The organism is uncultured Williamsia sp. (genome assembly GCF_947494875.1).
Classification (GTDB): Bacteria; Actinomycetota; Actinomycetes; order Mycobacteriales; family Mycobacteriaceae; genus Williamsia_A.
The window spans coordinates 34275-54518 of the sequence record NZ_CANLWM010000004.1 but is presented as its reverse complement, the minus strand read 5'-3'; the positions used below and the strand labels follow the sequence as shown (position 1 = coordinate 54518).

At 67.0% G+C, this 20244-nt stretch carries 19 protein-coding genes and 1 pseudogene; 4 read left to right on the top strand and 16 right to left on the bottom strand.

The genetic code is table 11. From position 1 onward, the window contains the following. Positions 1-110: 110 nt before the first annotated feature. Both Q1A98_RS10605 and Q1A98_RS10600 read right to left on the bottom strand, forming a co-directional pair. On the bottom strand, positions 111-347 hold the full coding sequence (locus Q1A98_RS10605) for a hypothetical protein (RefSeq protein ID WP_299572998.1): 237 nt from the start codon (positions 345-347) through the stop codon (positions 111-113). Beyond that, a complete protein-coding gene (locus tag Q1A98_RS10600) occupies positions 347-853 on the bottom strand; it encodes a hypothetical protein (RefSeq protein WP_299572995.1) in 507 nt (168 codons plus the stop codon). Before Q1A98_RS10600 ends, Q1A98_RS10605 begins: the two co-directional genes overlap by 1 nt. A gap of 187 nt (positions 854-1040) precedes the next feature. On the opposite strand from Q1A98_RS10600, the gene Q1A98_RS10595 reads away from it, so the two are divergent. Both Q1A98_RS10595 and Q1A98_RS10590 read left to right on the top strand, forming a co-directional pair. Beyond that, on the top strand, positions 1041-1385 hold the full coding sequence (locus Q1A98_RS10595) for a GIY-YIG nuclease family protein (RefSeq protein WP_299572992.1): 345 nt from the start codon (positions 1041-1043) through the stop codon (positions 1383-1385). A gap of 2 nt (positions 1386-1387) precedes the next feature. Continuing rightward, positions 1388-2653, top strand: coding sequence for a DNA sulfur modification protein DndB (locus Q1A98_RS10590; RefSeq protein ID WP_299572989.1), 1266 nt, complete (start codon positions 1388-1390; stop codon positions 2651-2653). A 134-nt stretch (positions 2654-2787) separates the two neighbouring features. Here the strand turns inward: Q1A98_RS10590 and Q1A98_RS10585 are convergent, their stop codons facing one another. Next, positions 2788-3222 (bottom strand): hypothetical protein, encoded by a 435-nt coding sequence (locus Q1A98_RS10585; RefSeq protein ID WP_299572986.1) that lies wholly within the window; start codon positions 3220-3222, stop codon positions 2788-2790. Positions 3223-3384: 162 nt separating this feature from the next. On the opposite strand from Q1A98_RS10585, the gene Q1A98_RS10580 reads away from it, so the two are divergent. Continuing rightward, positions 3385-4488 carry a toll/interleukin-1 receptor domain-containing protein gene (locus Q1A98_RS10580; RefSeq protein WP_299572983.1) on the top strand — a complete coding sequence of 368 codons (1104 nt, stop codon included), beginning with the start codon at positions 3385-3387 and terminating at the stop codon, positions 4486-4488. A gap of 280 nt (positions 4489-4768) precedes the next feature. On the opposite strand, the gene Q1A98_RS10575 is transcribed toward Q1A98_RS10580, so the two are convergent. From Q1A98_RS10575 to ssd, 9 genes and pseudogenes are all read right to left on the bottom strand, one after another. Continuing rightward, positions 4769-5065: a hypothetical protein gene (locus Q1A98_RS10575; protein WP_299572981.1), complete on the bottom strand. Its 297-nt coding sequence runs from the start codon at positions 5063-5065 to the stop codon at positions 4769-4771. Then, the gene (locus Q1A98_RS10570) at positions 5062-5796 is read right to left on the bottom strand and encodes a hypothetical protein (protein ID WP_299572979.1); all 735 of its coding nucleotides are present in this window, start codon (positions 5794-5796) and stop codon (positions 5062-5064) included. Before Q1A98_RS10570 ends, Q1A98_RS10575 begins: the two co-directional genes overlap by 4 nt. Positions 5797-6304: 508 nt before the next feature. Then, the gene (locus Q1A98_RS10565) at positions 6305-8038 is read right to left on the bottom strand and encodes a helix-turn-helix domain-containing protein (RefSeq protein WP_299572977.1); all 1734 of its coding nucleotides are present in this window, start codon (positions 8036-8038) and stop codon (positions 6305-6307) included. 775 nt (positions 8039-8813) lie between these two features. Continuing rightward, the gene (locus tag Q1A98_RS10560; RefSeq protein ID WP_299572975.1) at positions 8814-10196 is read right to left on the bottom strand and encodes a recombinase family protein; all 1383 of its coding nucleotides are present in this window, start codon (positions 10194-10196) and stop codon (positions 8814-8816) included. Between the two features lie 26 nt (positions 10197-10222). After that, positions 10223-10360: pseudogene (locus Q1A98_RS10555) on the bottom strand (DUF4244 domain-containing protein); the annotation flags it as partial. A gap of 59 nt (positions 10361-10419) precedes the next feature. Continuing rightward, positions 10420-11016, bottom strand: coding sequence for a type II secretion system F family protein (locus Q1A98_RS10550; protein ID WP_299572973.1), 597 nt, complete (start codon positions 11014-11016; stop codon positions 10420-10422). Then, complete coding sequence (locus tag Q1A98_RS10545) at positions 11013-11852, bottom strand: type II secretion system protein F (RefSeq protein WP_299572970.1); 840 nt, start codon at positions 11850-11852, stop codon at positions 11013-11015. Before Q1A98_RS10545 ends, Q1A98_RS10550 begins: the two co-directional genes overlap by 4 nt. Then, positions 11849-13045 carry a TadA family conjugal transfer-associated ATPase gene (locus Q1A98_RS10540; protein ID WP_299572968.1) on the bottom strand — a complete coding sequence of 399 codons (1197 nt, stop codon included), beginning with the start codon at positions 13043-13045 and terminating at the stop codon, positions 11849-11851. The genes Q1A98_RS10545 and Q1A98_RS10540 overlap by 4 nt, the downstream gene beginning before the upstream one ends. Continuing rightward, positions 13042-14124, bottom strand: a complete 1083-nt coding sequence (gene ssd, locus Q1A98_RS10535; RefSeq protein ID WP_299572965.1) for a septum site-determining protein Ssd — start codon at positions 14122-14124, stop codon at positions 13042-13044. The genes Q1A98_RS10540 and ssd overlap by 4 nt, the downstream gene beginning before the upstream one ends. 472 nt (positions 14125-14596) lie before the next feature. Here ssd and Q1A98_RS10530 point away from each other — a divergent pair, with 472 nt between their 5' ends. Then, positions 14597-15415 (top strand): HAD family phosphatase, encoded by an 819-nt coding sequence (locus tag Q1A98_RS10530; RefSeq protein WP_299573801.1) that lies wholly within the window; start codon positions 14597-14599, stop codon positions 15413-15415. A gap of 391 nt (positions 15416-15806) precedes the next feature. Here Q1A98_RS10530 and Q1A98_RS10525 read toward each other — a convergent pair whose 3' ends face one another. From Q1A98_RS10525 to Q1A98_RS10510, 4 genes are read right to left on the bottom strand one after another with little or no spacing between them, the layout of a single operon-like run. Next, entirely contained in the window at positions 15807-16559 is a 753-nt protein-coding gene (locus tag Q1A98_RS10525) for an oxidoreductase (RefSeq protein ID WP_299572963.1), read from the bottom strand. 45 nt (positions 16560-16604) lie between these two features. Further along, the gene (locus Q1A98_RS10520) at positions 16605-18290 is read right to left on the bottom strand and encodes an ABC transporter ATP-binding protein (protein ID WP_299572962.1); all 1686 of its coding nucleotides are present in this window, start codon (positions 18288-18290) and stop codon (positions 16605-16607) included. Beyond that, the gene (locus Q1A98_RS10515; RefSeq protein WP_299572959.1) at positions 18287-19264 is read right to left on the bottom strand and encodes an ABC transporter permease; all 978 of its coding nucleotides are present in this window, start codon (positions 19262-19264) and stop codon (positions 18287-18289) included. The genes Q1A98_RS10520 and Q1A98_RS10515 overlap by 4 nt, the downstream gene beginning before the upstream one ends. Next, positions 19257-20183 (bottom strand): ABC transporter permease, encoded by a 927-nt coding sequence (locus Q1A98_RS10510; RefSeq protein WP_253655788.1) that lies wholly within the window; start codon positions 20181-20183, stop codon positions 19257-19259. Before Q1A98_RS10510 ends, Q1A98_RS10515 begins: the two co-directional genes overlap by 8 nt. Between the last annotated feature and the right edge of the window lie 61 nt (positions 20184-20244).

The following is a 20244-nucleotide window of genomic DNA, read 5'->3' as shown; positions in this document are numbered from 1 at the left end:
TCTCGCAAGATCCACCGCTTCTCCAAGAGGCCGGGTTGGGGGCTAGTAATCCATCAGTCGGCTCTGGGCGCGTGTCTGAGTCGATAAGCGGCACGCAGTGGTGAGACCTCTCAGACGGCATCCTTGATGGCGATCAGGTGCATGGCATCAGCCTCGCTGAGGGATTGATAGTCGCCCTTTCCCCACACACGGTCGATGACATCGCAGGGGACCCAACCGTCACTTCCTGCCCAACGCATGCCGTTCTTTCCCGCGTAGAGCGGGGCTCCGTCGGGGACGTCGATTCGCAGTAGGACTGAGCTGGAATCGTCGATCCCCGCGCCGTCGTACCAGTAGATGGTCTGCATCAGTCCTCCCTACCGTTGTTCGTAATCGGACTTTGAGCGAAGTCTCGTCTGCTGGGCAGAGCGGCGAGCAGCGCCGCGCGTTGGGCTGCGTCGAAGTAGGTGCCCAAGACAGTGTTCAGATGTCGGCGGGCCCCGTCGGCGCGGAAGTCAGCGAGGGCGTCCTGAGTCCAACGGCCGATATGCGCGGCGGTGAGATCGGCTGTTACGACATCTCCTGCATCGTTCATGGCGGCTTCGAGTTCGTCCGCGCCGTCGACGGTCCAAAATCCATCGGTCCGCAGCCGCCAAAACGGGTACTCCGTCCTGATTTGTCCCTCGACACCGACCGCCGTAAGCAACCGCTTGAGGTCGTCGGTGATGTCGTCATGGCTCGCAGCCACCCAACCGTCGGCGATGTAGCGATGAAGAAGAAGCGCAACCATCGCCGGCTTGTGCAGCCGGGGCACACCCGGGCCCTGACGCGCAGTCCTGAGGGAGGCCAGCTTCGAGGCCAGAGACTCGTCCACCCCCCGATTGTTGCTGGTCAGCGGCCAAAACGGAAGGTCCTGTTGGTACAAACACGCGAGTCAGAACGAAAAATCTGGAAAAAGTTTGCGCAGACTCTTCCCATGTCGGCGCAAACCATGTAGCTTCGTTCATGTCAGCCAAACCGGCCGGCACCATCGAAAGTAATTGAGAGAGGAGGCTTTACAGATGCATGGTCTCGCCACGGCCGCCATGGGAGTCGACGGAGACGTCGCCTTCCGGCCCAGCAGCACGGCAGACATTCCCGACGTGGGCGGGGTCTATGTCATCAGCGATCTCCGCGGTCCGCTTTACATCGGCCGCACCGACGACCTCAACAGGCGCTTCCACAAGCACCTGGAGGACAGTCACAACAGAAAACTGCGGATCGCCTTGCGAAACCGGGTCGGGAACGTCCGGTTCGCATGGATCTTCGCAGACGGTCCTGATCAGCGCAGCCTGGAACCTGCGCTGATCAGGACCCTCAACCCACTGTGTAACGACATCCGTTACGCACTCAAGAAACGGAGCTAACCATGGCAACACTTCTGCCCGCGATCAAGAGCCAGATGGGCAACATCGAGTATTACACCACCAAGATGCGAGCGGCGGACATCGCGACGCTCGCTCGGGCGGCCAGCGAGAAGGATGACTGGGCCACCCAGGGCATCGAGGAACGGATCCAGCGCAAGCTCAACGAGAAGCGTGTCCGCGATGAGCTGGTCCCCTACCTCGCCAAGTCGGAGGACCGATTCTTCGGGTCCATCATCATCCTCGTTCGCGAGGCCGACATCTTCGAGTACGAAGTCGCCGACCAGTGGCTCACGAAGGCCCCACCCATCTACAAGCGAGTCATGAGTGACATGGGGGTGCTGACAGTCGACGGCGGCGACCTCGTCGTCCTCGACGGCCAGCACCGATGGAAGGCACTGAAGATGGTGTCGGAGAAGAAGGACACCCGAGATCAGGCCATCGAGGGCGAGTTCGTCGAAGACGTTCGGAACGACGAGGTCACCGTCATCTTCGTCGAGTACACCAGCAGCCAGTCCACCCGACGGATGTTCAACAAGATCAACAAGTCGGCCAAGCCGACCGGACGATCCGACAACATCATCACCTCCGAAGACGACGGCTACGCCATCATCACCCGCTCGCTCCTGGAGCCCGGCGCACCCCTCGGCGCAGTCACCAAGAACGGAGAGCTGATCGTCAACTGGAAGTCGAACACCCTCGGCGACCGCAGCGCACAGCTCACCACCGTGAGCGCGGTGTACGAAACGGTGAAGGACATCTGTCGGGAGAACGGAAAAAATTTCGACGAGAAGGACCTCGTTGTGCGACCGCCCGAGGACGAGTTGCATGATGCGGCCGACATCGTCACGGCGTGGTGGCACTCCCTGGTCGACAACATCGATGTCTACAAGGAGGCGGTCGACAAGCCGAACGCGATCCCCGCGCTCCGACAGCGCGAGACCGACAACCTGCTGCTCAAGCCCGCTGGTCAGATCGCCCTCGTGCGGGGTCTGCTCATGGCCACCGAACGACACGGCGTGGACATGAAGACCGCGATCAAGCGAGCCAACAGGATCGATTGGGACGTCAGCTCGTCCACTTGGGAGGGATTGCTCGTTCTCGCGAGCGGTCGCATCGTCGCTCGCGCCGAGAACTACCGACGCAGCGCCGAACTCATCTCCTACCTCGTGGCCGGCAAGAGCTACACCGCCGAGGAGGTCACGACGCTCCAGAAGCACCTCGACGAGTTCACGGGCAAGAGCTACACGCTCCCTGCCTACGTCAGCTGATAGGCCCCAGTCGACCCCGCCACTGTTTCCGGTGGCGGGGTCGACTGGTTGGGACGTGCCCTCGGGTGATGCTAGTACTAACGCGGCGGCCATAGACGTCCACCGGCTCAATACCGACGCTATGCCTCATCACGTCACACCAATCGAGTTTCGAGCCCTCGCACATCAACAACGAACTCCACCGCCGGCCCGGTCTGTCGATCCGCGTAGGTGGGTCCAATCCGGGCCAGAAGCCGTTCGGCCGGGATGCCGAGAACTACATAGACCTCTCCATCACACCGGCGAGCGAACCATGCGGCCAGGGAATACGACGGGGTCCAGGACAAGCCCTCGCGGTCCTCAAAACGACACCCCCGGAACATAAAATCCTGATCAGTCGGGGCCGACACCCAGCCGTCCTCCCGGTAGCCGAGCGCACGGAACTTATCGATCCACTCCTCACGAGTCCAGACCGGGCGATTACCGCACGGAACCAGCCAAGCATCCAAGAGCGGGAACGCCTCCCGCCGTTCAAGTTCGGCCGCGAGGTCAGCGCGGGCACGCAACACCGCGTCAGTCTGAAGCATCATCTAGATGGTCCTTTCGAGGGTGGGGGCATACCCCGGATCTAAGTAGCGGGCTTTATGGGCGCCCTGCGCCCATTTCTCATAGGCCCCATGTAGTCGCGTCAATGGCCCGACCGACCGTCCAAACTTGCCCGAAGCCAACAAAATCTGTAATAACGTTTGGTCATGGGAACCGGGGAAGAGAAGCCGTACGGCTTCTGGAGCTATGTGCACGACGACGATGCGGCGGACGGCGGCAAGATCGCCCGTCTGAGTACTCGGATCAAAGATGAGTACAAGATGATTACGGGCGGGGATGAGATTGAGATATTTCTAGACAGAGAAAGTATTGAGTGGGGGCAAAAGTGGCGATCCGTGATAGACGAGGCGCTAACCGACACCGCGTTTTTTATACCAATAGTGACCGCTCGGTATGTGCGGCGGCCTGAGTGTCGACGGGAACTTCTCAAGTTCTCCGCGAATGCACGCCGCAAGGGCGTCCCTGAACTAGTTCTCCCTATTCTCTACCTCGCGGTCCCGGGCCTGGAGGAAGACTCGCCCGACGAGGTTCTCGCGACGATTGCTAGGACTCAGTACGAAGACTGGACCGAACTGCGATTCGAAGATGAGCGGAGTCCAAGCTACAGTCGCGCCATAAACAAACTGGCACAACGGTTGTCGGTAATCGCGGCGGAGATCTCGGCTAGACCTGAGGTCGAAATTGCACCCGACAATGCCGAGGAGCCAGATGACGACGCGCCCGGCATCATGGATGCCCTCGCGTTTGCGGAGGAGGAGCTACCCAAATGGAAGCAAGTCCTTGAGCGATACCAGGAAGTCGTAGTCGAGATTGGCGGTCTCTTCGAAGCCTATACGCCCGCGATGAATAGCGCGCCGACAAGTAGTGCGAAGGTTGTGACAGCGCGACGACTCGCTCGGGATCTCGATCCGTTGGCCGACAGGATCGTCGAACGCGGTCGAGACTATCTGGATTACACCCGACAACTCGACGCGCACATGTCGGTTATTTTAAGCCAGCTCAATCTGTCGGTAACCCCATCCGAACAACAGGATGTCGAGGAGTTCAAGGAAATTATCCGAGATTTCGTACAAACTGCGCGGGAAGCATGCGAAAAGGTCGTCGAATTTCAGCAAGTAGTTAGTGACGTCGCAGCGATGAGTAAGGACATTCGTAAACCGCTCCGACGCGTAGGGACTGGCGCTCAGAGTTTTCTCGATGGCCAAGCCTTCTTTGACGAGTGGGAGCGGAGGCTCGACGAACTTGATTGAGACCTACGCGTCCAAATTCTGAGGCCGCGCCCCCGTGACCAAGTTCTGCGGTCACGGGGGCGCACTGGAGGGCAAGGACCTCTTCTCTACGCGGCGGCGTCCCCTTCACGCGCACGCCAGTAGTCCCGGGATTGGATCCGGCGACGGTCCCGCAGGTCCCCGGTATAGCGCGCGCGAGCGGCGGATCGATTGCAGCTCATGCAATCTGATCTAGTTCCGCCCCGCCCGTCGGAGAAGTACTCACGCTCGTTCTTGCGCTCCCCGCACACCCGGCAGTGCTTCACGGGCGCAGGTGGCGCGCCACGGTCGGTGCGCTCGGCTTGTAGTCCCGGTGGATCGGGCCGCTGCGAAGTCGGTCAGCCAAATCGCTGGCGTCGAACAGCACCTCGCCGTCCATCGGCATCGGGGCGCCGCCGCCATGCAGCAGTCGCCCGTCCTCCTTGGCTCCGGCAACTTCGACGAGGAAGTCGACGGATGGTCCCGAGGGCTTGACGTACACGTCCGATCCGGCCGGGATCCAGCGCCCACCTGCCTCTGCGGTGAGTGCTGCCCGGAGGAGAACGGTCTCGGCGATCACGCGGCGTTCCCTGTGGTGCTGGACTCGTAGGCGTCGAGGACGCGGCTGGCCTCGTCGGCGTCCTGTGGCACGTATCGGCCGCGGGTGAGGTCCAGGGCGAACGCGACGACCCCGCTGGGGTCGCCGTTGCGGGCGCGCTGCATCGCGTACGAGTCGACCGGACCCTGCCGCCACGCCCAATGCCATCCGTGGTCGCCGTTGCGAGCGGACGCGATGAGTCCGGCGAGACGGAGCATGACGACGAGGTCGTCGAGAACTCCCCATCGCTCCTTGATGTCGGTGAGGCGCTTCCAGGCGTCGGCGACACCGTGCTCGATCGCCTGCGCCGGGGTGGAGATCCCGGCCAGTTCCTGCAGGGGCTCCACCGCTTCCTGTGTCATCGCCTCAAACTCGGCGGTGATCGCCGCCGCATAGTGGTCCCGGTGCTTGCGGACGATCTCATCGGCGCGGGTGTCGGCAGCGATCGCGACCTGGGCGGCGACGTCAGCAGCAGCGTCGGTCTGGACCTTCCCGGCCGCGGACAGGATCGCCTTCTCAACGTCCTTGGACTTCATCACGTCGTCGGTAGCGTCGAGAACAGAGTCACGGCGCAACACGGCGGCGTTCGCGGCGAACGCGCGGGCGCGGTTGGCGATGTCGAGGTGGTGGTCGACGGCGGCGAGGTCGTCGTCGGTGAGCAGGCCCAGGGCGTGCAGGGGTGCGGCGAAAGTCGCCGGATCAGTCGAACGCATAGTCAATCTCTTTCATTGTTGGTTGTTGTGGTGACCCGTTGGTCGGCGGTCACCAATGCCGAAATCTGTACGGGTTGTCCGAGAGTCGAATTCGTGTGTAGCGCCACAGCCGCGCCCGGTGATCACTCAGCAGAGCCGAGTTGCAGGGTCGTCCGGGTTTGGCGCCGCATTGCTCGCAGGTCACCATGTGGCTGCTTTCGGGCAGGGGGGATCCAGGCTCCATAGGAGTCCCTCCGGAGAAGTGACATATTTGCCGGTAGGACGGCCAGAATTTGGCCACGGGTGGAAGAACCCTTGGCGGCCCCATTCGCCCGTTTAGGGCGCACCGTGGACAGCAGAACTGGCGGTCGTGATGCCAAGCGCGGCGGACCCGGCGGATGCGAGAGCCTGAGGCCGCGCATCCGCCGGGTGGAGAGCGATGTGGCGGCGTCGTCAGACGCTGTAGGACCGCACCACCCGCGTCACCGCGCGGGCCGCCCCTCCCCGGTTCACGCTGGGGCGTCGATGATCACGCGGTGAACTCCGACATGGCGTCGTCGACTTGGCAGGCGATGCACAGGACGGATGGTTCGTCGGCTGGCTTGCCGCACTCACACCAGATCGACGGCTGCCCAGAAACGGCGGTAGACCCATCGCTCTGCATCGAGGGAGTCTGCCCAGAAGTGGCAGTAGAGGTAGAGGCCACTCCCGGCTGACGAGGTCCCTCTTGAGAGATAGAGAGTGTGGTGCCGTTTCTGGACATGCTCTCCATGTCGATGACCTTCGGATCGATGTGCGCAGAGAGAGCCCACCGCTCCTGGCTGTCGTCCTCCTCGACGACACCGAGCAGCTGGAGCATCTGCAGCTGTCGGACCGTGGACGCACGCGGCTTATTGACGCCCCTGGCCACGTCCGCCTTCGACGAGTTGGGGTGCTCCGCGAGGTAGTCGATGAGTTCGAGGCGCATCGGCGGCATCGTGTCGCGAGCGCAGCGGACAGCGAGCTTGATTGCCCGGTCCCTGTCGATGCCGAGGGCGAGCGCACCACGGGCCACCTGGGCCAGTTGCTTCACGATGCGGGTCGCCGCTTCTGGGGCATGCGCCATCTCCGGTGTGCCCATCCTGTCGACTTCCACGGCTGTGCGCACCTGCGCCACGAGGTCGCCCGCATCGAGGATGAGTTCCTCAGCCTCGGCGTCGAGGTTGATGGTCGCCGACGTTCGCAGGCCAGCGAACAGGGCTCCCACTGCGTCCGACAGTTCCTGGCGCATCTGCTTCTCGGACCCGACGTTGGCGAGCGCGGATCGGCCGGCGGCCTTGCGGTTGATGGTTGAGTCGGCGCGCACCAGCAGGAACCGGTCGCCGCATGCTGCGATGACCGCGTGCGCCTTGTCCCACGCGGTTGTAACAGCGCCGATCGTGACCAGGCGACCCTTCCAGGTGAGAGTCAGTCCGCCGTCGCTGCCGACGTTGCGTTCCCAGTAGCCGTCCGCGATCTCGCGGAGCGCGGCGAGTAGCTCGGCGCGCGAGTCCCGCGACATCGAGAGGATCGTGGTCACGTCCTTGATGATCAGCAGGCCGCGATTCATCCCGGCGAGAAGTCCACCGGTGGCGTTCTTGCTCCGTTCCTTCGACGCGGTCGCGGAGAGCAGTGCACCGGGTGACTTGATCTCGGAGGTGACGCGGGCGCCAGCGCCCGCCAGTGCCTGGACGGTCTCGGTCTTGGCGTTGCCGGATCCCGACACCACCAGCAGCCAGGCGGGGTCTCCATCGAGCTTCTCCGAGGCGGCGACCGAGAGCACGATGTCGAGCACGTCGAGGTCGTAGCTGTCGCCCAGCCACCGCCGGAACACTTCGTGCGTGGCCTCGATGTCGGGCGTCACCCGTCTCAGGTCGTCGACGGTGAGATCGGCAGCGAGGTGGTCCGTGAGGTCCTTGCCCTCTGCCGCTTCCACGATGATCACTGACGACGCGATCTGTTCGAGGCTGTCGGCGACGTCGTTGGCGTGCTTGCGGCCCGCATCGTCCTTGTCGGCCACGATCATGACAGGACGACCGGCCACCGGGGTCCAGTCGAACCGGGCCGCCCCAGTGCTCGCCCCTTGCGGCGGCGACACGGCCTGAAACCCGTTAAAGCGAGCGGTGTTTACGTCCTTCTCGCCCTCGACGACCAACACCGGAACGGACATGTCGGTGGTGAGGTTCTGGACGCCGTAGAGCGCAGTTCCGGAGGTGTCGCCGGACTGGTAGAACTTCTTGTCCACGGTGCGCTGGACCTGACGGCCGTCGCTGTAGGTGTAGGTGACGCCCTTCGGGTTGTCGAACAGGTCCCGGTAGGAAAGGCCGATGGCCTCCAGGATGACTCTGGTGTCCTCACCGGCGTAGGAGTGGATGAGGGCCTGGTCGCCCTGGTACGAGACCAGGACGCTGCGGTCCTCATCAGAGTGGCCGGGCGCCTGACAGAGAGCCTTGTACTGGCCCCTGCGCTTGACGCGCAGTCCGGCGATCTCGAATGCGTCGATGACGCGGTCGAACGAGGTGGTAATGCTGGTAGTCATGAGAGCCTCAGTCTCCTGGCAGGAGGGCAGCGGGTATCGCCGCGAGTGGGAGGGGTGGCCGCACGGGGCAGCAGATGGAAGGGCGGTGGCGGCGCAGAACTCGCCGTCTCCAACGTCCGTATACCCCTGATTATACTCAGGGGTGGACAGCGACCTTTATTGCCGCAGTTCGTGATTCAGACGCCGACAGGCTTGCGATCAGCCCCCGTGCCGATGAGAGCGCAAAGCCGATCCACTTGTTCGGCGGACAGGCGCGGTGCGGCGAGCGCCACCGCGAGAGCGTGATCCTTGGGCGTGGGCTTGCTGGGGTTGTTCATCTCGGAGTATCCAATCTCGGGTGCGTAAACAGGCACAGATCACCCGGCGGGTGACTAAACCTTTGCGTTTCGCACCGCGTCTCAGCGAGACACGAGAAGCCAACGGAACGAAGAATAACCCGAACGCGTGTTCGACGCAAGTGGCAACAGCTGCCCGCCCGGCGCTACGCCTTCCAGGCGATCTCGACGCGCTCCACCACCAACCCATCCGGGGCGCGGCGTCCAGACCCCAACGGGTTGATCGTCACCGTCATCAACGAGTCGATGATCTTGTTCCGGACGTCCGCCGACATCGCGGCCCAGCGGTCGGCGATGTCATCGGAGGACAACAGGTCTGCCAACGGTGAGGACTGCCTCGCCGCCATCAGCACCTTATCGAGGCGGTCGATCTTTGTCTGGATCGCGGTGCTGCCGCGCCGCATCTGTTGACCGTCGATGTACCCGTCGCCGAACATCTCCGACAGCTCATTCTTCCTTGCTTGCAACGCGTCTCGCTCTATCTGCAGCGCTGCTGTATCTATGTCTACCCGCTCAACGAACACGGCCGCCGCGTCCGGCCGCGACAGCCGAGCTATCACCACATCGGAGATGTAGTTGTCGAGCGGTTCCTTGCGTTGTGACAAGTGGGGGGTCGCTACGCATCGGTAGTCTCGGCCGTTTCCGCTGCCCTTGAACACCTTCATAGGACCGCCACACTTTCCACATCGGTAGACCCCGCTGCCCTGGTGCTGGCGTTCGTAGCTGACCGCGGTACGGCGTTTCGGGTCGGCGATGACGGCCCGAACCGCGTGCAGTGTGTCCTCGTCGAAGATGGCGGGCCAGAGTGCCGGCCCGATGATCCTGCCGCCCTCCTCGACCAAGCCGGCGTTGCGTGCCCGGATCAGAATCCGCCGGAGGCTGGAGACGGTGAACTCGTCACGGCCTCGTGCAGTCTTTACTCCGGCCTGCTTCCAGCGCTTGGTGACTGACATCAACGATCCCCCAGCTAGAACATGAGCTGCGGCCTGCCGGATGAGATCCGCCTCCTCTGGAATCAACTCCATTCCGTCTCGCGTGTAACCAAAAGGGCGTGGGCCACCACGGAACTTGCCGTCGCGCGCCTGCTGGCTCTTGGCCGCCTTGATGCGCTCAGCTGAACGTTCGACCTCGTAGCGAGCGACGCTCGCGAACATCGTGGCCGCCATACGGCCGCTCGAAGTAGTCAGGTCAACCGGCCCAGCCTTAACCGTATGGATTGCGACATTGTGGATCGCACACACCTCAACGAGCTGGGACAGGTCGGGGATGGAGCGGTACAGCCGATCGACGTGCCACGCCAGTACGACGCCGACCGCTCCGCTCTCCACCAAACGCAGCATGTCCGTGTACCCGGGTCGGGGGCGACCGGAGTAGGCGGAGACGTCGTTGTCGGTGAACACCTTGACCACGTCGACCCCGAGTTGGTCCGCCAGGGCTCGGCAGTCCTTCTGCTGCCTCTCGACGCCACCCTGCTCTCCGGCGCGGTCCTGAGAGATCCTGGTGTAGATGACGCAGTCAGTTCTTGACACCGTTGCAGTGTAACTCGGACATTCGCTACCACGGTGTAGAGGATGGCCCCGAACGCCGCGGCGGCGATCGTGCCGATCGCGTACTCCGCCGTCGACATCCCGTCGTCGGCGGCCGCGGCCTCCATCATGCGGACCTGCGCGGCCCGGATCCAGTTGTGATGCATGCCTTCTCCCCTCGTGTGACCGACGGACGGTCCGTCGGTCGACCCTGCGGACCGCTGTGTCACAGCACCCCTCCGCGTAGGACTGTCCCGGCCAGCCCGACCACCACCGGCACGATGCCGAGGCAGACGAACGCCGGGAGGAAACACAGGCCCAGCGGCCCCGCGACCGCGACACCGGCCCGCTCGGCGGCAGCGGCCGCCGAGTCCTGGGCTGCCTCGCGCTCCGACTGCGCAAGCTCCGTCAACCCGCCGACCGGTGACGACCCTGCGCGGGCGGAGCGACGGGCCATGGCGCACAACGAGACCGCGGCCGGCGCCGCGTCCTGCCCGGGCTCCCACGCCTGCAGCGGGTCGGCGCCGAGTGCCAACAGTTCCGATGCGCGCCGCAACGTCGCCGCGAGTTCCGGGGGTGCCGATCGGGCCACGACGGCCGCCGCCGCACCCATCGGCATCCCGGCCCGCAGGCACAACGCCAGCAGGTCGTAACCCGCGGCGACCGCGAACGGGTCGGTCCTCTCCCGCGTGACACCGAGCCACCGTGGCGATCGGTCGGGCGGCGACGGCGGGACCAGACGAGCGATCATCCAGCCCCCGGACGGCGCGAGCAGGAGCGCCAGGGCCGCAGCGACACCCGCTCCGATCCACCACGGGCTCATGGCGTCATCACCTTCTCGGTGATCCGGCGCGTCCAGGCGAGCCCGGCGACGACGAGCACCACGCCGACGACCAGGAGGATCCCGCCGAGTCCGCCGCCGAGCAGCACCGCGATCGGTCCCGCGCCCATGGCCTCGCCGAGGAGGACCCCGAGCACCGGGAGTCCGGCGAGCACCGCCGACGTCGCCCGGGCACCTGCGAGGGATGCCCGTGTGCGCTCGGCGAACCGACGGCGGGCGACGAGGTCGTCGCGCACCGACTGCACCAGGTCGGCCATCGGCAGTCCGTGCTCCTCGGCGGTCCGCCACGCCACCGCGATCCGGTGCCACGCCTGAGACCGGTCTCCCCCGACCGACTGCAGACCCGCGGCGACGTCGCCGCCGAGTTCCGCCCGCCCCGCCATGGCGGTGACCACGTCCAGGGTCGGCGCGACACCGTCCGTCGACGCCCGCCGGGCGAGATCGTCGGCGGCCTGACGGCAGGCACGTGCGGGGTGCGCGCCGACGGACATCTCGGCCACGATCACCGTCACCGCGTCCAGTACGGCATCGAGCTCGGCGTCCCGCGCGCGATCGCGACGGCGGCGACGGCGCTGTCGGAGAACAGCCGCGGTGGCGATCCCGGCGGCGACTCCCGCCGCCGCCCCGACGACCACGAGGGCACCGGCGACGCACGCACAGCCCCCGACAACCCAGCTGTCGACGCGGGTTGGTCTGCGACGCAGCCCACTTCGCACAGTCGGTGTGGACACGGTGGCGTCGAGCCGGCTGCGGGGAACCCCCACCGGCCAGAGGGCCACCAGGGCGGCCAGTGACATCAGGAGCGCTGCGCCGGTCACGACGTCGCCGCCGGCAGGCCCGCCCGCCGCATCCGCTTCCGGAGATCGGCCAGCGCATCGGTGAAACCGGATCCCCGACGCCACACGGGCCGGGTGCGGACCCACCCGTCGGCAGCGCGGTCGAGCAGTCCGATCTCGCAGATCCCGCGGTGGCCGTCGGGGTCACGCGCCACCGCGATGACCACGTCGACCGCTGCGGCCAACTGACTGTGGACGGCGGGGCGGTCCATCCCGCCGAGCGCCGCGAGGGCCTCGACCCTCGCCGGGACCTCTTCCACCGAGTTCGCGTGCAGGGTCCCGGCGCACCCCTCGTGCCCGGTGTTGAGTGCGGTCAGCAGGTCGACGACCTCGGCCCCGCGGACCTCGCCGACGACGATGCGGTCGGGGCGCATCCGCAGCGCCTGACGGACGAGGTCGCGGACGCCGACCACCCCGACCCCTTCGACGTTCGCAGTCCGCGCGACGAGTCGCACGACGTGCGGGTGTGTCGGCGCGAGTTCGACGGCGTCCTCGACGCAGACGATGCGCTCGGCGGGGTCGACACGGCCGAGCAGACCGCTGAGCAGCGAGGTCTTGCCCGCGCCAGTACCCCCGACCACGAGGAAGGCCAGGCGGGCGACGACCATCTCGTCGACGAGGTCGACGATCTCGGCGGGGATCGCACCCCGTGCCACGAGTGCCGCGAAATCGAGCGTGGCCGGTCGCAACACTCGCAGCGACAGGCAGGTGCCGTCGACGGCGATGGGCGGGATCACCGCGTGCAGGCGCACGCTGTACCCCCGTCGGCCGACGTTGCGGAGCTGTCCGTCGACCCACGGTGCGGCGTCGTCGAGACGGCGTCCCGCTCCCGCGGCGAGCCGTACGGCAAGCCGACGGACGGCTGCGTCGTCGTCGAAGACGACATCGGTGAGTTGCAGCCCGGCGCCACGGTCGACCCAGACCTGGCGGGGCCCCACCACGAGGACATCGGCCACGTCGGGCTCGCCGAGGATCTCCTCGAGCAGTCCTGCGCCGACGAGCTCGGTCTGCAGGAACCGCAGCGCCTCCAGCAGGTCGGTGTCGCCGAGGACCCCACCGGACTCGGCCCGGATCGCGTCGGCCATGACCTGCGGGGTCGGATCCGCGGCGTCGCCGGCGAGACGTTCCCGAACGCGGGCCAACAGGTCCCGCCGGGCATGGAGGTCGCCGGTCATGCACCGACCGCCGTCAGGTCCAGGACACGGTCGAGCACGGTGTCCGCCGCTCGCGACAGGGACGAGCGGCGGGCGAGCGGTAGCCGTCCCGATTCCAGTCCGTGCACCACCCGCGGATCCGAGCGCACCGCCGCGAGCAGCTCGAGCCCGACCGTCGACGCGACGACCGACGCGCCCAGCCCACCCGGCGCGGGGCCGCGTACCACCAGTCCCGACCGGTCGGTGACCGACTGCCACCGACCCGACATCTCGCAGGTCGCCGCGCATCCGCGCACCGTCGCGGTGGTCACGACGACCACGAGGTCGACCACCTCGACGACCGCACGGGCGACGTCGTCGACACGCCTCGACAGGTCGACGACGACCGTCCCGCCGGCGGCGCAGGCCGCCTCCAGGACCGCCCTCGCGGAGTCGGCGGTGACCACGTGGTCGACGCCGCGTCGGGGCGCGAGAACCGTGACCCCCGCGGCGCTCCGCGGCAGTGCGGCGTGGAGGCTCGCCGCCACGACCTGTCCGCTGTCCACAGTCAACTCGGGCCAGCGCAGCCCACCCGACTCCTCGATCCCCAGGATCAGGTCGACACCGCCGCCGAGGTCGTCGAGGTCGAGCAGGAGGGTGTCGCCGGCGAGGTCCTCCGCGGCCCGGGTCGCGACCGCGGCGGCGAGGACGCTCGCGCCCGCGCCGCCGTGTCCTCCCACCACGGCCACCGACACCCCGGCGCCGCGGTGCGGGAGACGCAGGCGGCTCAACACCCCGACCACCGCGTGATCGGCGTCGGGCAGGACATGGGCGTCCTCGGCACCGAGCCGGACCGCCGCGCGCCACAGGTCTGCGTCGAGGGGGCCGGGGCCGACCACGACGACCCCGGCCCGTCGAGGCCAGCCCGCGTCGGCGACAGCTGCGGCGGAGGACGGGTCGAGGACGACGGCGGTGGCGTCGGTCCACGCCCGCCGGCCGGTGGCCGGGTCCGCTGCGACGACCCGGTAGCCCGCTGCCGCGGCGCAACGGGTCACGTCGTCGAGGAGTGATTCGTCGACCATCGCCACCAGGAGGTCGCCGACCGCGGACGGATTCGTCATAGGGCGATCGTCGTGGGTCGGCCCGACTCACCACGTCCCGTACAGATGTCGAAATGCCATTCCTGTTGATGGACAGGAAATGGTGCACAACGCAGGAACAGCGGATCACCACAGGTGATGATGCGCCGGACGAAAAAGACCCAGAAAAGGGGACGACCCCGGCCAGGGGGGGAGGAGGCCAGGGTCGTCGCGTTTCAGCCCCGGGGGGTCGGGCTGAAAGCCCCGGATGAACCGGGTGACTCCGACTATACACACCCTCACCCTGATGATTGCAACCCCGAGCATCGGTTACCCGCCGGTAATTTACCCGGCCTGACCTGCGGAAGCCGCTCGTGTGACCTACCGCTCCGTAACTTCGGTCATCCTCGTCGAGGGTTCTGGCGGTGACGGCCCCGAGAGCCCGGCCCGCGGCACCGACCGGACGTAGTCTGATCGCGTGAACTCGGCGTCGCCCGGATCCGATCAGTCCGCCCTGTCGCCGTCGGCGTCCCCGACCGCGCCGATAGCGGCATTCTTCGACCTCGACAAGACGATCATCGCGAAATCGAGCACGCTCGCATTCTCGCGACCCTTCTTCGACGAGGGGTTGATCAACCGACGCGCGGTCCTGAAGTCGAGTTATGCGCAGTTCCTGTTCCTGTTGACCGCCGCCGATCACGACCAGGTCGACCGGATGCGACGCCACGTCACGCAGATGTGCACGGGCTGGGACGTCGAGCAGGTGCGCTCCATCGTCGGGGAGACGCTGCACGACATCGTCGAGCCCCTCGTCTACGCCGAGGCCGCCGAGCTCATCGCGGGGCACCGGGCGCGCGGGCACGACGTCGTCATCGTGTCGGCGTCGGGCGTGGAGATGGTCGAACCCATCGGCGAGATGCTCGGGGTGTCGACGGTCCTGGCCAGCCGGATGCAGGTCGACGACGGGCACTACACCGGCGAGATGGACTTCTACTGCTACGGCGACGCCAAGGTGACCGCGATGCAGGAACTCGCCGACCGCGCCGGCTACGACCTCACCCAGTGCTTCGCCTACTCCGACTCCGTCACCGACCTGCCCATGCTCGACGCCGTCGGACACCCCACCGCGGTCAACCCCGATCGGGCGCTGCGCCGCGCCGCGTCGAGTCGCGGCTGGCCGGTCGTGTCCTTCAGTCGACCGGTCTCGATCCGCGACCGGTTCCCCCATCCGTCCCGCCCGACGACCACCGGCGGGGCCGTCGCGCTGGGGATCGGGGCCGTCGTGGCCGGCGGATTGACCTACGCGGCGCTGCATCGGGGCCGGTCACGGTGACGAGACCGAATCGCCACCCGCCACACCCTTGATGTGACGACGGCCACGGTGTAGAACTGGGGGCACGGCAGGCACCGACGGCAACGTCCACTCCGGAAGAGAAGGAGCGGACCCCCGGGCAGGGGCCTCCCAGCACGGATACCGAGCACCCACGCGGAGCGCGCCGCGACAGGCAGAAGTGTTGCGGGCCTGCGACTTCTCGGCAGGCGAACGGTCACGATCAACCCTTGGGTGGGCATCGTGGACGTTCTGCCCCGACGAGTTCGCCGAGGCCACCCACGCAACCCACCCAGCACGCTTGGTAACTCGGATCCGTGCTCGCAGGCCCTGCGATCTCCCCAGATCGCAGGGCCTGCAATGTGTTCGGGGTCGTCTCGACGGGACTCCGCGGTCAGCGACGCGCCTCGGCGATCGAACGCGCCTCTCCCGCACCCTTTTCCAGCGCCTCCATGTGCAGCAGCAGCCAGGCCGCAAGACCGTCCGCGGTCCCGGACGCGAACCCGTCGACGCCGGCGCGGTAGGCGTCTGCGCGTCCGAGCCACGTCACCTCCGGTACACCGAGACCGTGCGGGTCGAGGCCGGAGGCGGCGCCGGCCAGTCGCGCGGCAGCCCGCGCGACGACGCCGTTGGCCGTCGCGAAGGGTGCCATCGCCATCAGCTCACCGTGCACGACGGCGGTCAGGACGGGCGCCGGCACCGCCGTGCCGCCGGTCGTCACGAGGTCCGCCAGCAGATCGAGTCGCTGCGACACCGCGGCGTCCACGCGGGGACGCCCGAGGTGGTCGGAGTCGTCGACGACATCGGCCGCGGCCAGCAGGTGCAGGCGCGCCAACGCTTGCAGCGGGGCACGCGTCCACACCGCCGTGAGCGAGTCGAGCGATTCACCGGTCAGCGCCATGGCCACTCGCAGCGCGCCGGCCAGGATCGGGTCGGCGACGTCGTCGTCCCGACGCGCCGTCACCACGGCACCGTCGAGCGCTGCCGACGACTGCGCCGCACGCCACGACGCCTCTACCGACGAGTCCATCCACCCGCGCAGGTTCACGGGGTGACGGTGCACCGCGGCCAGAGCGTCGCGGGCCGCGTCGGCGGCAGCGGCGACACCGGGCAGGTCCATCAGGGGCGCCAAGGGGTCAGGACTCACGGCCCCAACCCTAATGACGGGTGGTCGCGGCGACGCCGCGCCTCCTCACCGCAGCAGCGCCGCACCCGGGATCGCGTCGAGCAGGGTGCGGGTGTACTCCTTCTCCGGCGAGTCGAAGACGGCGTCGGTGGTGTTGCGTTCGACGACTTTGCCCTGCTCCATGACGACGACGTCGTCGGCGATCTGCCGGACCACCGCTAGATCGTGCGTGATGAACAGGTACGTCAGCCCGAGGTCGGCCTGCAACTGGTTGAGCAACTCCAGGATCTGCGCCTGCACCAGCACGTCGAGCGCGGACACCGCCTCGTCGCAGACGACGAGTTCGGGCTCCAACGCGAGCGCCCGGGCGATCGCGACACGCTGTCGCTGTCCGCCCGACAACTCGTTGGGGAACCGCTTCATCACCGACGACGGCAATGCGACCTTGTCGAGCAGGTCCCGCACCCGCGCCTCACGCTCCTTCGGCGCGCCGATCTTGTGGATCCGCAGCGGTTCCTCGATCACGCGGTAGATGGAGAACAGCGGATCGATGGAGCCGTAGGGGTTCTGGAAGATCGGCTGGACTCGCCGCCGGAACGACCCGGACTCCCGTCCGGTGTAGGACCGCACGTCGCGGCCGTCGAACTCCACGGTCCCCCGCGTCGGCTCCAACAGACCCAGGACCATCTGCGCGACAGTCGATTTACCGGATCCGGATTCGCCCACGATCGCCGTGGTGGTTCCGCGGCGGATGGAGAACGAGACGTCGTCGACCGCCAGCAACGACGACGACCGCCAGGGCGCGCTGCCGCGGATGGAGAACTCCCTCGTGAGCCCGGAGGCGACGACGACGTCCCTGCCGGCCTCGGCGGGGGCGATCTCCCCGGCGGCCTCGGCGGCCTTCTCGACGATCTCCGCGCGGACCTCGCTGATCGACCGACGGGTGGAGGCGAGCGACGGCGCGGACGCGATGAGCCGCTTGGTGTACTCGTGCTGCGGATCCCGCAGGATCTCGAGCGCGGGACCGCTCTCGACGACGCGCCCGCGGTACATGACCACCAGGTGCGAGGCACGCTCGGCGGCGAGCCCGAGGTCGTGGGTGATCAGCAGGACCGCGGTGCCCAGATCCCGTGTCAGACCGTCGAGATGATCGAGGATCTGGCGCTGCACGGTCACGTCGAGCGCTGAGGTCGGCTCGTCGGCGACCAGCAGCTTCGGCCGACATGCCAGGCCGATCGCGATGAGCGCGCGCTGCCGCATGCCGCCCGAGAACTCGTGCGGGAACTGGTTCATCCGCTTGTCCGCGTCACGCATGCCCGCCTCGGACAGCAGCTCGGCGGCCCGCTTCTTCGCGGCCGACCCCTTCGCGACGTTGTTCGCCTCGAGGGCCTCGCGGACCTGGAAGCCGATCCGCCACAGTGGGTTCAGGTTGGACATCGGGTCCTGCGGAACGAGACCGATGTCGCTTCCGCGCAGGGCGTCGACATCCCGCTTCGAGGCGGTCGTCAGCTCGGTGCCGTCGAACAGGATGCTGCCGCGCGTGACCCGACCGGCGCCGGGCAACAGGTTCAGCACGGCGTTCGCGGTCGTCGTCTTGCCCGACCCCGACTCGCCGACGATGGCGACCGTCTGTCCCGGGTACACGGTGAGGTCGACGCCGGAGACCGCCTCGTTGTCGCCGAAGGAGACTGCGAGGTCGCGGACGGCGAGGATCGGCGCGGGGCCGGTCGAGGCCGGTGTCTGCTCGGTCATCGGGTCCGCGCCTTCGGGTCGAGGGCGTCGCGCAGCGCGTCACCCATCATGATGAACGCGAGCACCGTGAGGGCCAGCGCCACAGCGGGATACAGCAGGATCGGGTTGCCCGATCGCAGTAGGTTCTGCCCGGCGGCGATGTCGATGCCCCAGGAGACGCTCGTGGCCGGCAGACCGATGCCGAGGTACGACAGCGTCGCCTCGGTCACGATGAACACGCCGAGGCTGATCGTGCAGATGACGATGATCGGGCCCAGCGCGTTCGGGACCACGTGCGAGACGATGATCCGGGCGCGGGACGCGCCCAACGCCTTCGAGGCGGTGATGAACTCCTCGTTGCGGATCGAGATCGTCGCGCCGCGCGCGATGCGCGCGACCTGCGGCCACCCGAACACGGCGAGGATCGTGACGACCGTCCACACACTGCGGTTGGCGAACATCTGCATGATCACGATGGCGGCGAGGATCAGCGGCAACGCGAAGAAGATGTCGGTGACGCGCGAGATGATGACGTCGAGCCATCCGCCGAAGAACCCGGCCAACACGCCGAACGCGGTGCCGATCACGAAGACGATCAGGGTGGTGACCACACCCACCACCACCGACGCCCGGGCGCCGTAGATGGTCCGTGCGTAGATGTCACAGCCCTGGAGGTCGGTGCCGAACCAGTGTGCGCCCGAGGGCTTCTGCAGGCTGAGCGAACCCAGACACAGGCGCGGGTCCTGGTGCGCGAACAGGCCCGGGAAGAGGCTCACCACGATCACCAGCACGATCATCAGTGCCGACACGATGAAGAGCGGGCGGCGACGCAGGTTGATCCATGCGCCCTTCCAGAACCCCGCCGACGAGTCGCTCTCGACGACGACGTCCACGGCCAGGACCTCGGCCTCCGACGCGCCGGCGACGAAGCGGTCCTGATGCGGGTAGGTGGTGGGGACGCCCGACTCTGCGGTGTCCGGATCGCGGTCAGGCATAACGGATCCTCGGATCGATGAGGGCGTACAGGAGATCCACCACCAGGTTGGCGATGAGGTAGATCAGCACCAGCACCGTGACGATGGAGACCACCGTCGGCGCCTCGCCGATCTGCACGCTGCGGAAGACGGTCTGGCCGATCCCGTTGATGTTGAAGATGCCCTCGGTGACCACGGCACCGGCCATCAGGGCGCCGAGATCGGCACCGAGGAACGTCACCACCGGGATCAGCGAGTTGCGCAGGATGTGGACGGTGACCACGCGCGGTCGGCCCAGTCCCTTGGCCGTGGCGGTGCGGACGTGGTCGGCGCCGGCCACCTCCGCGACGGAGTTGCGGGTCAGCCGCAGGATGTAGGCGATCGACACCAGCGCCAACACGAACGCCGGCAACAACAGGTTCTGTATCGACGTGTTCCCGCCGACGGTCACCGGCGCCAGGCCCCACTTCACCCCGATCACGAACTGCGCGAGGAAGCCCAGCACGAAGATCGGGATGGCGATGACGATCAGGCTCGCGACCAGCACGGTCGAGTCGAACCAGCCGCCGCGGCGCAGACCGGCGATCACACCGATCACGATGCCGAGCACCGCCTCGATGATCAGCGCCATCACCGCGAGCTTGATCGTCGTCGGGAAGGTCTGCTGCATCACGTCGAGAACCGGCCGGCCCGAGAAGGACTGGCCGAAGTCGAACGTGAAGATGCCCTTGAGGTAGATCCAGTACTGCTGGAAGAAGCTGTCGTTCAGGTGGTACTGCTCCCGGATCTGTTCCCGCACAGCGGGTGTCAGGGGACGCCCACCACCCAGCGCGGCCGTCGGGTCACCCGGCAGCTTGTAGACCATGAAGTAGAGGAGCAGCGTCGCGCCGAAGAAGACGGGGATCAGCTGCAGGATCCGCCGGGCGGTGTACCAGAGCATGTTCGGTCACTTCCTTCGCACACACCTGCGTCCTCCCGAACCGGACGGGGCCGGGACGGGA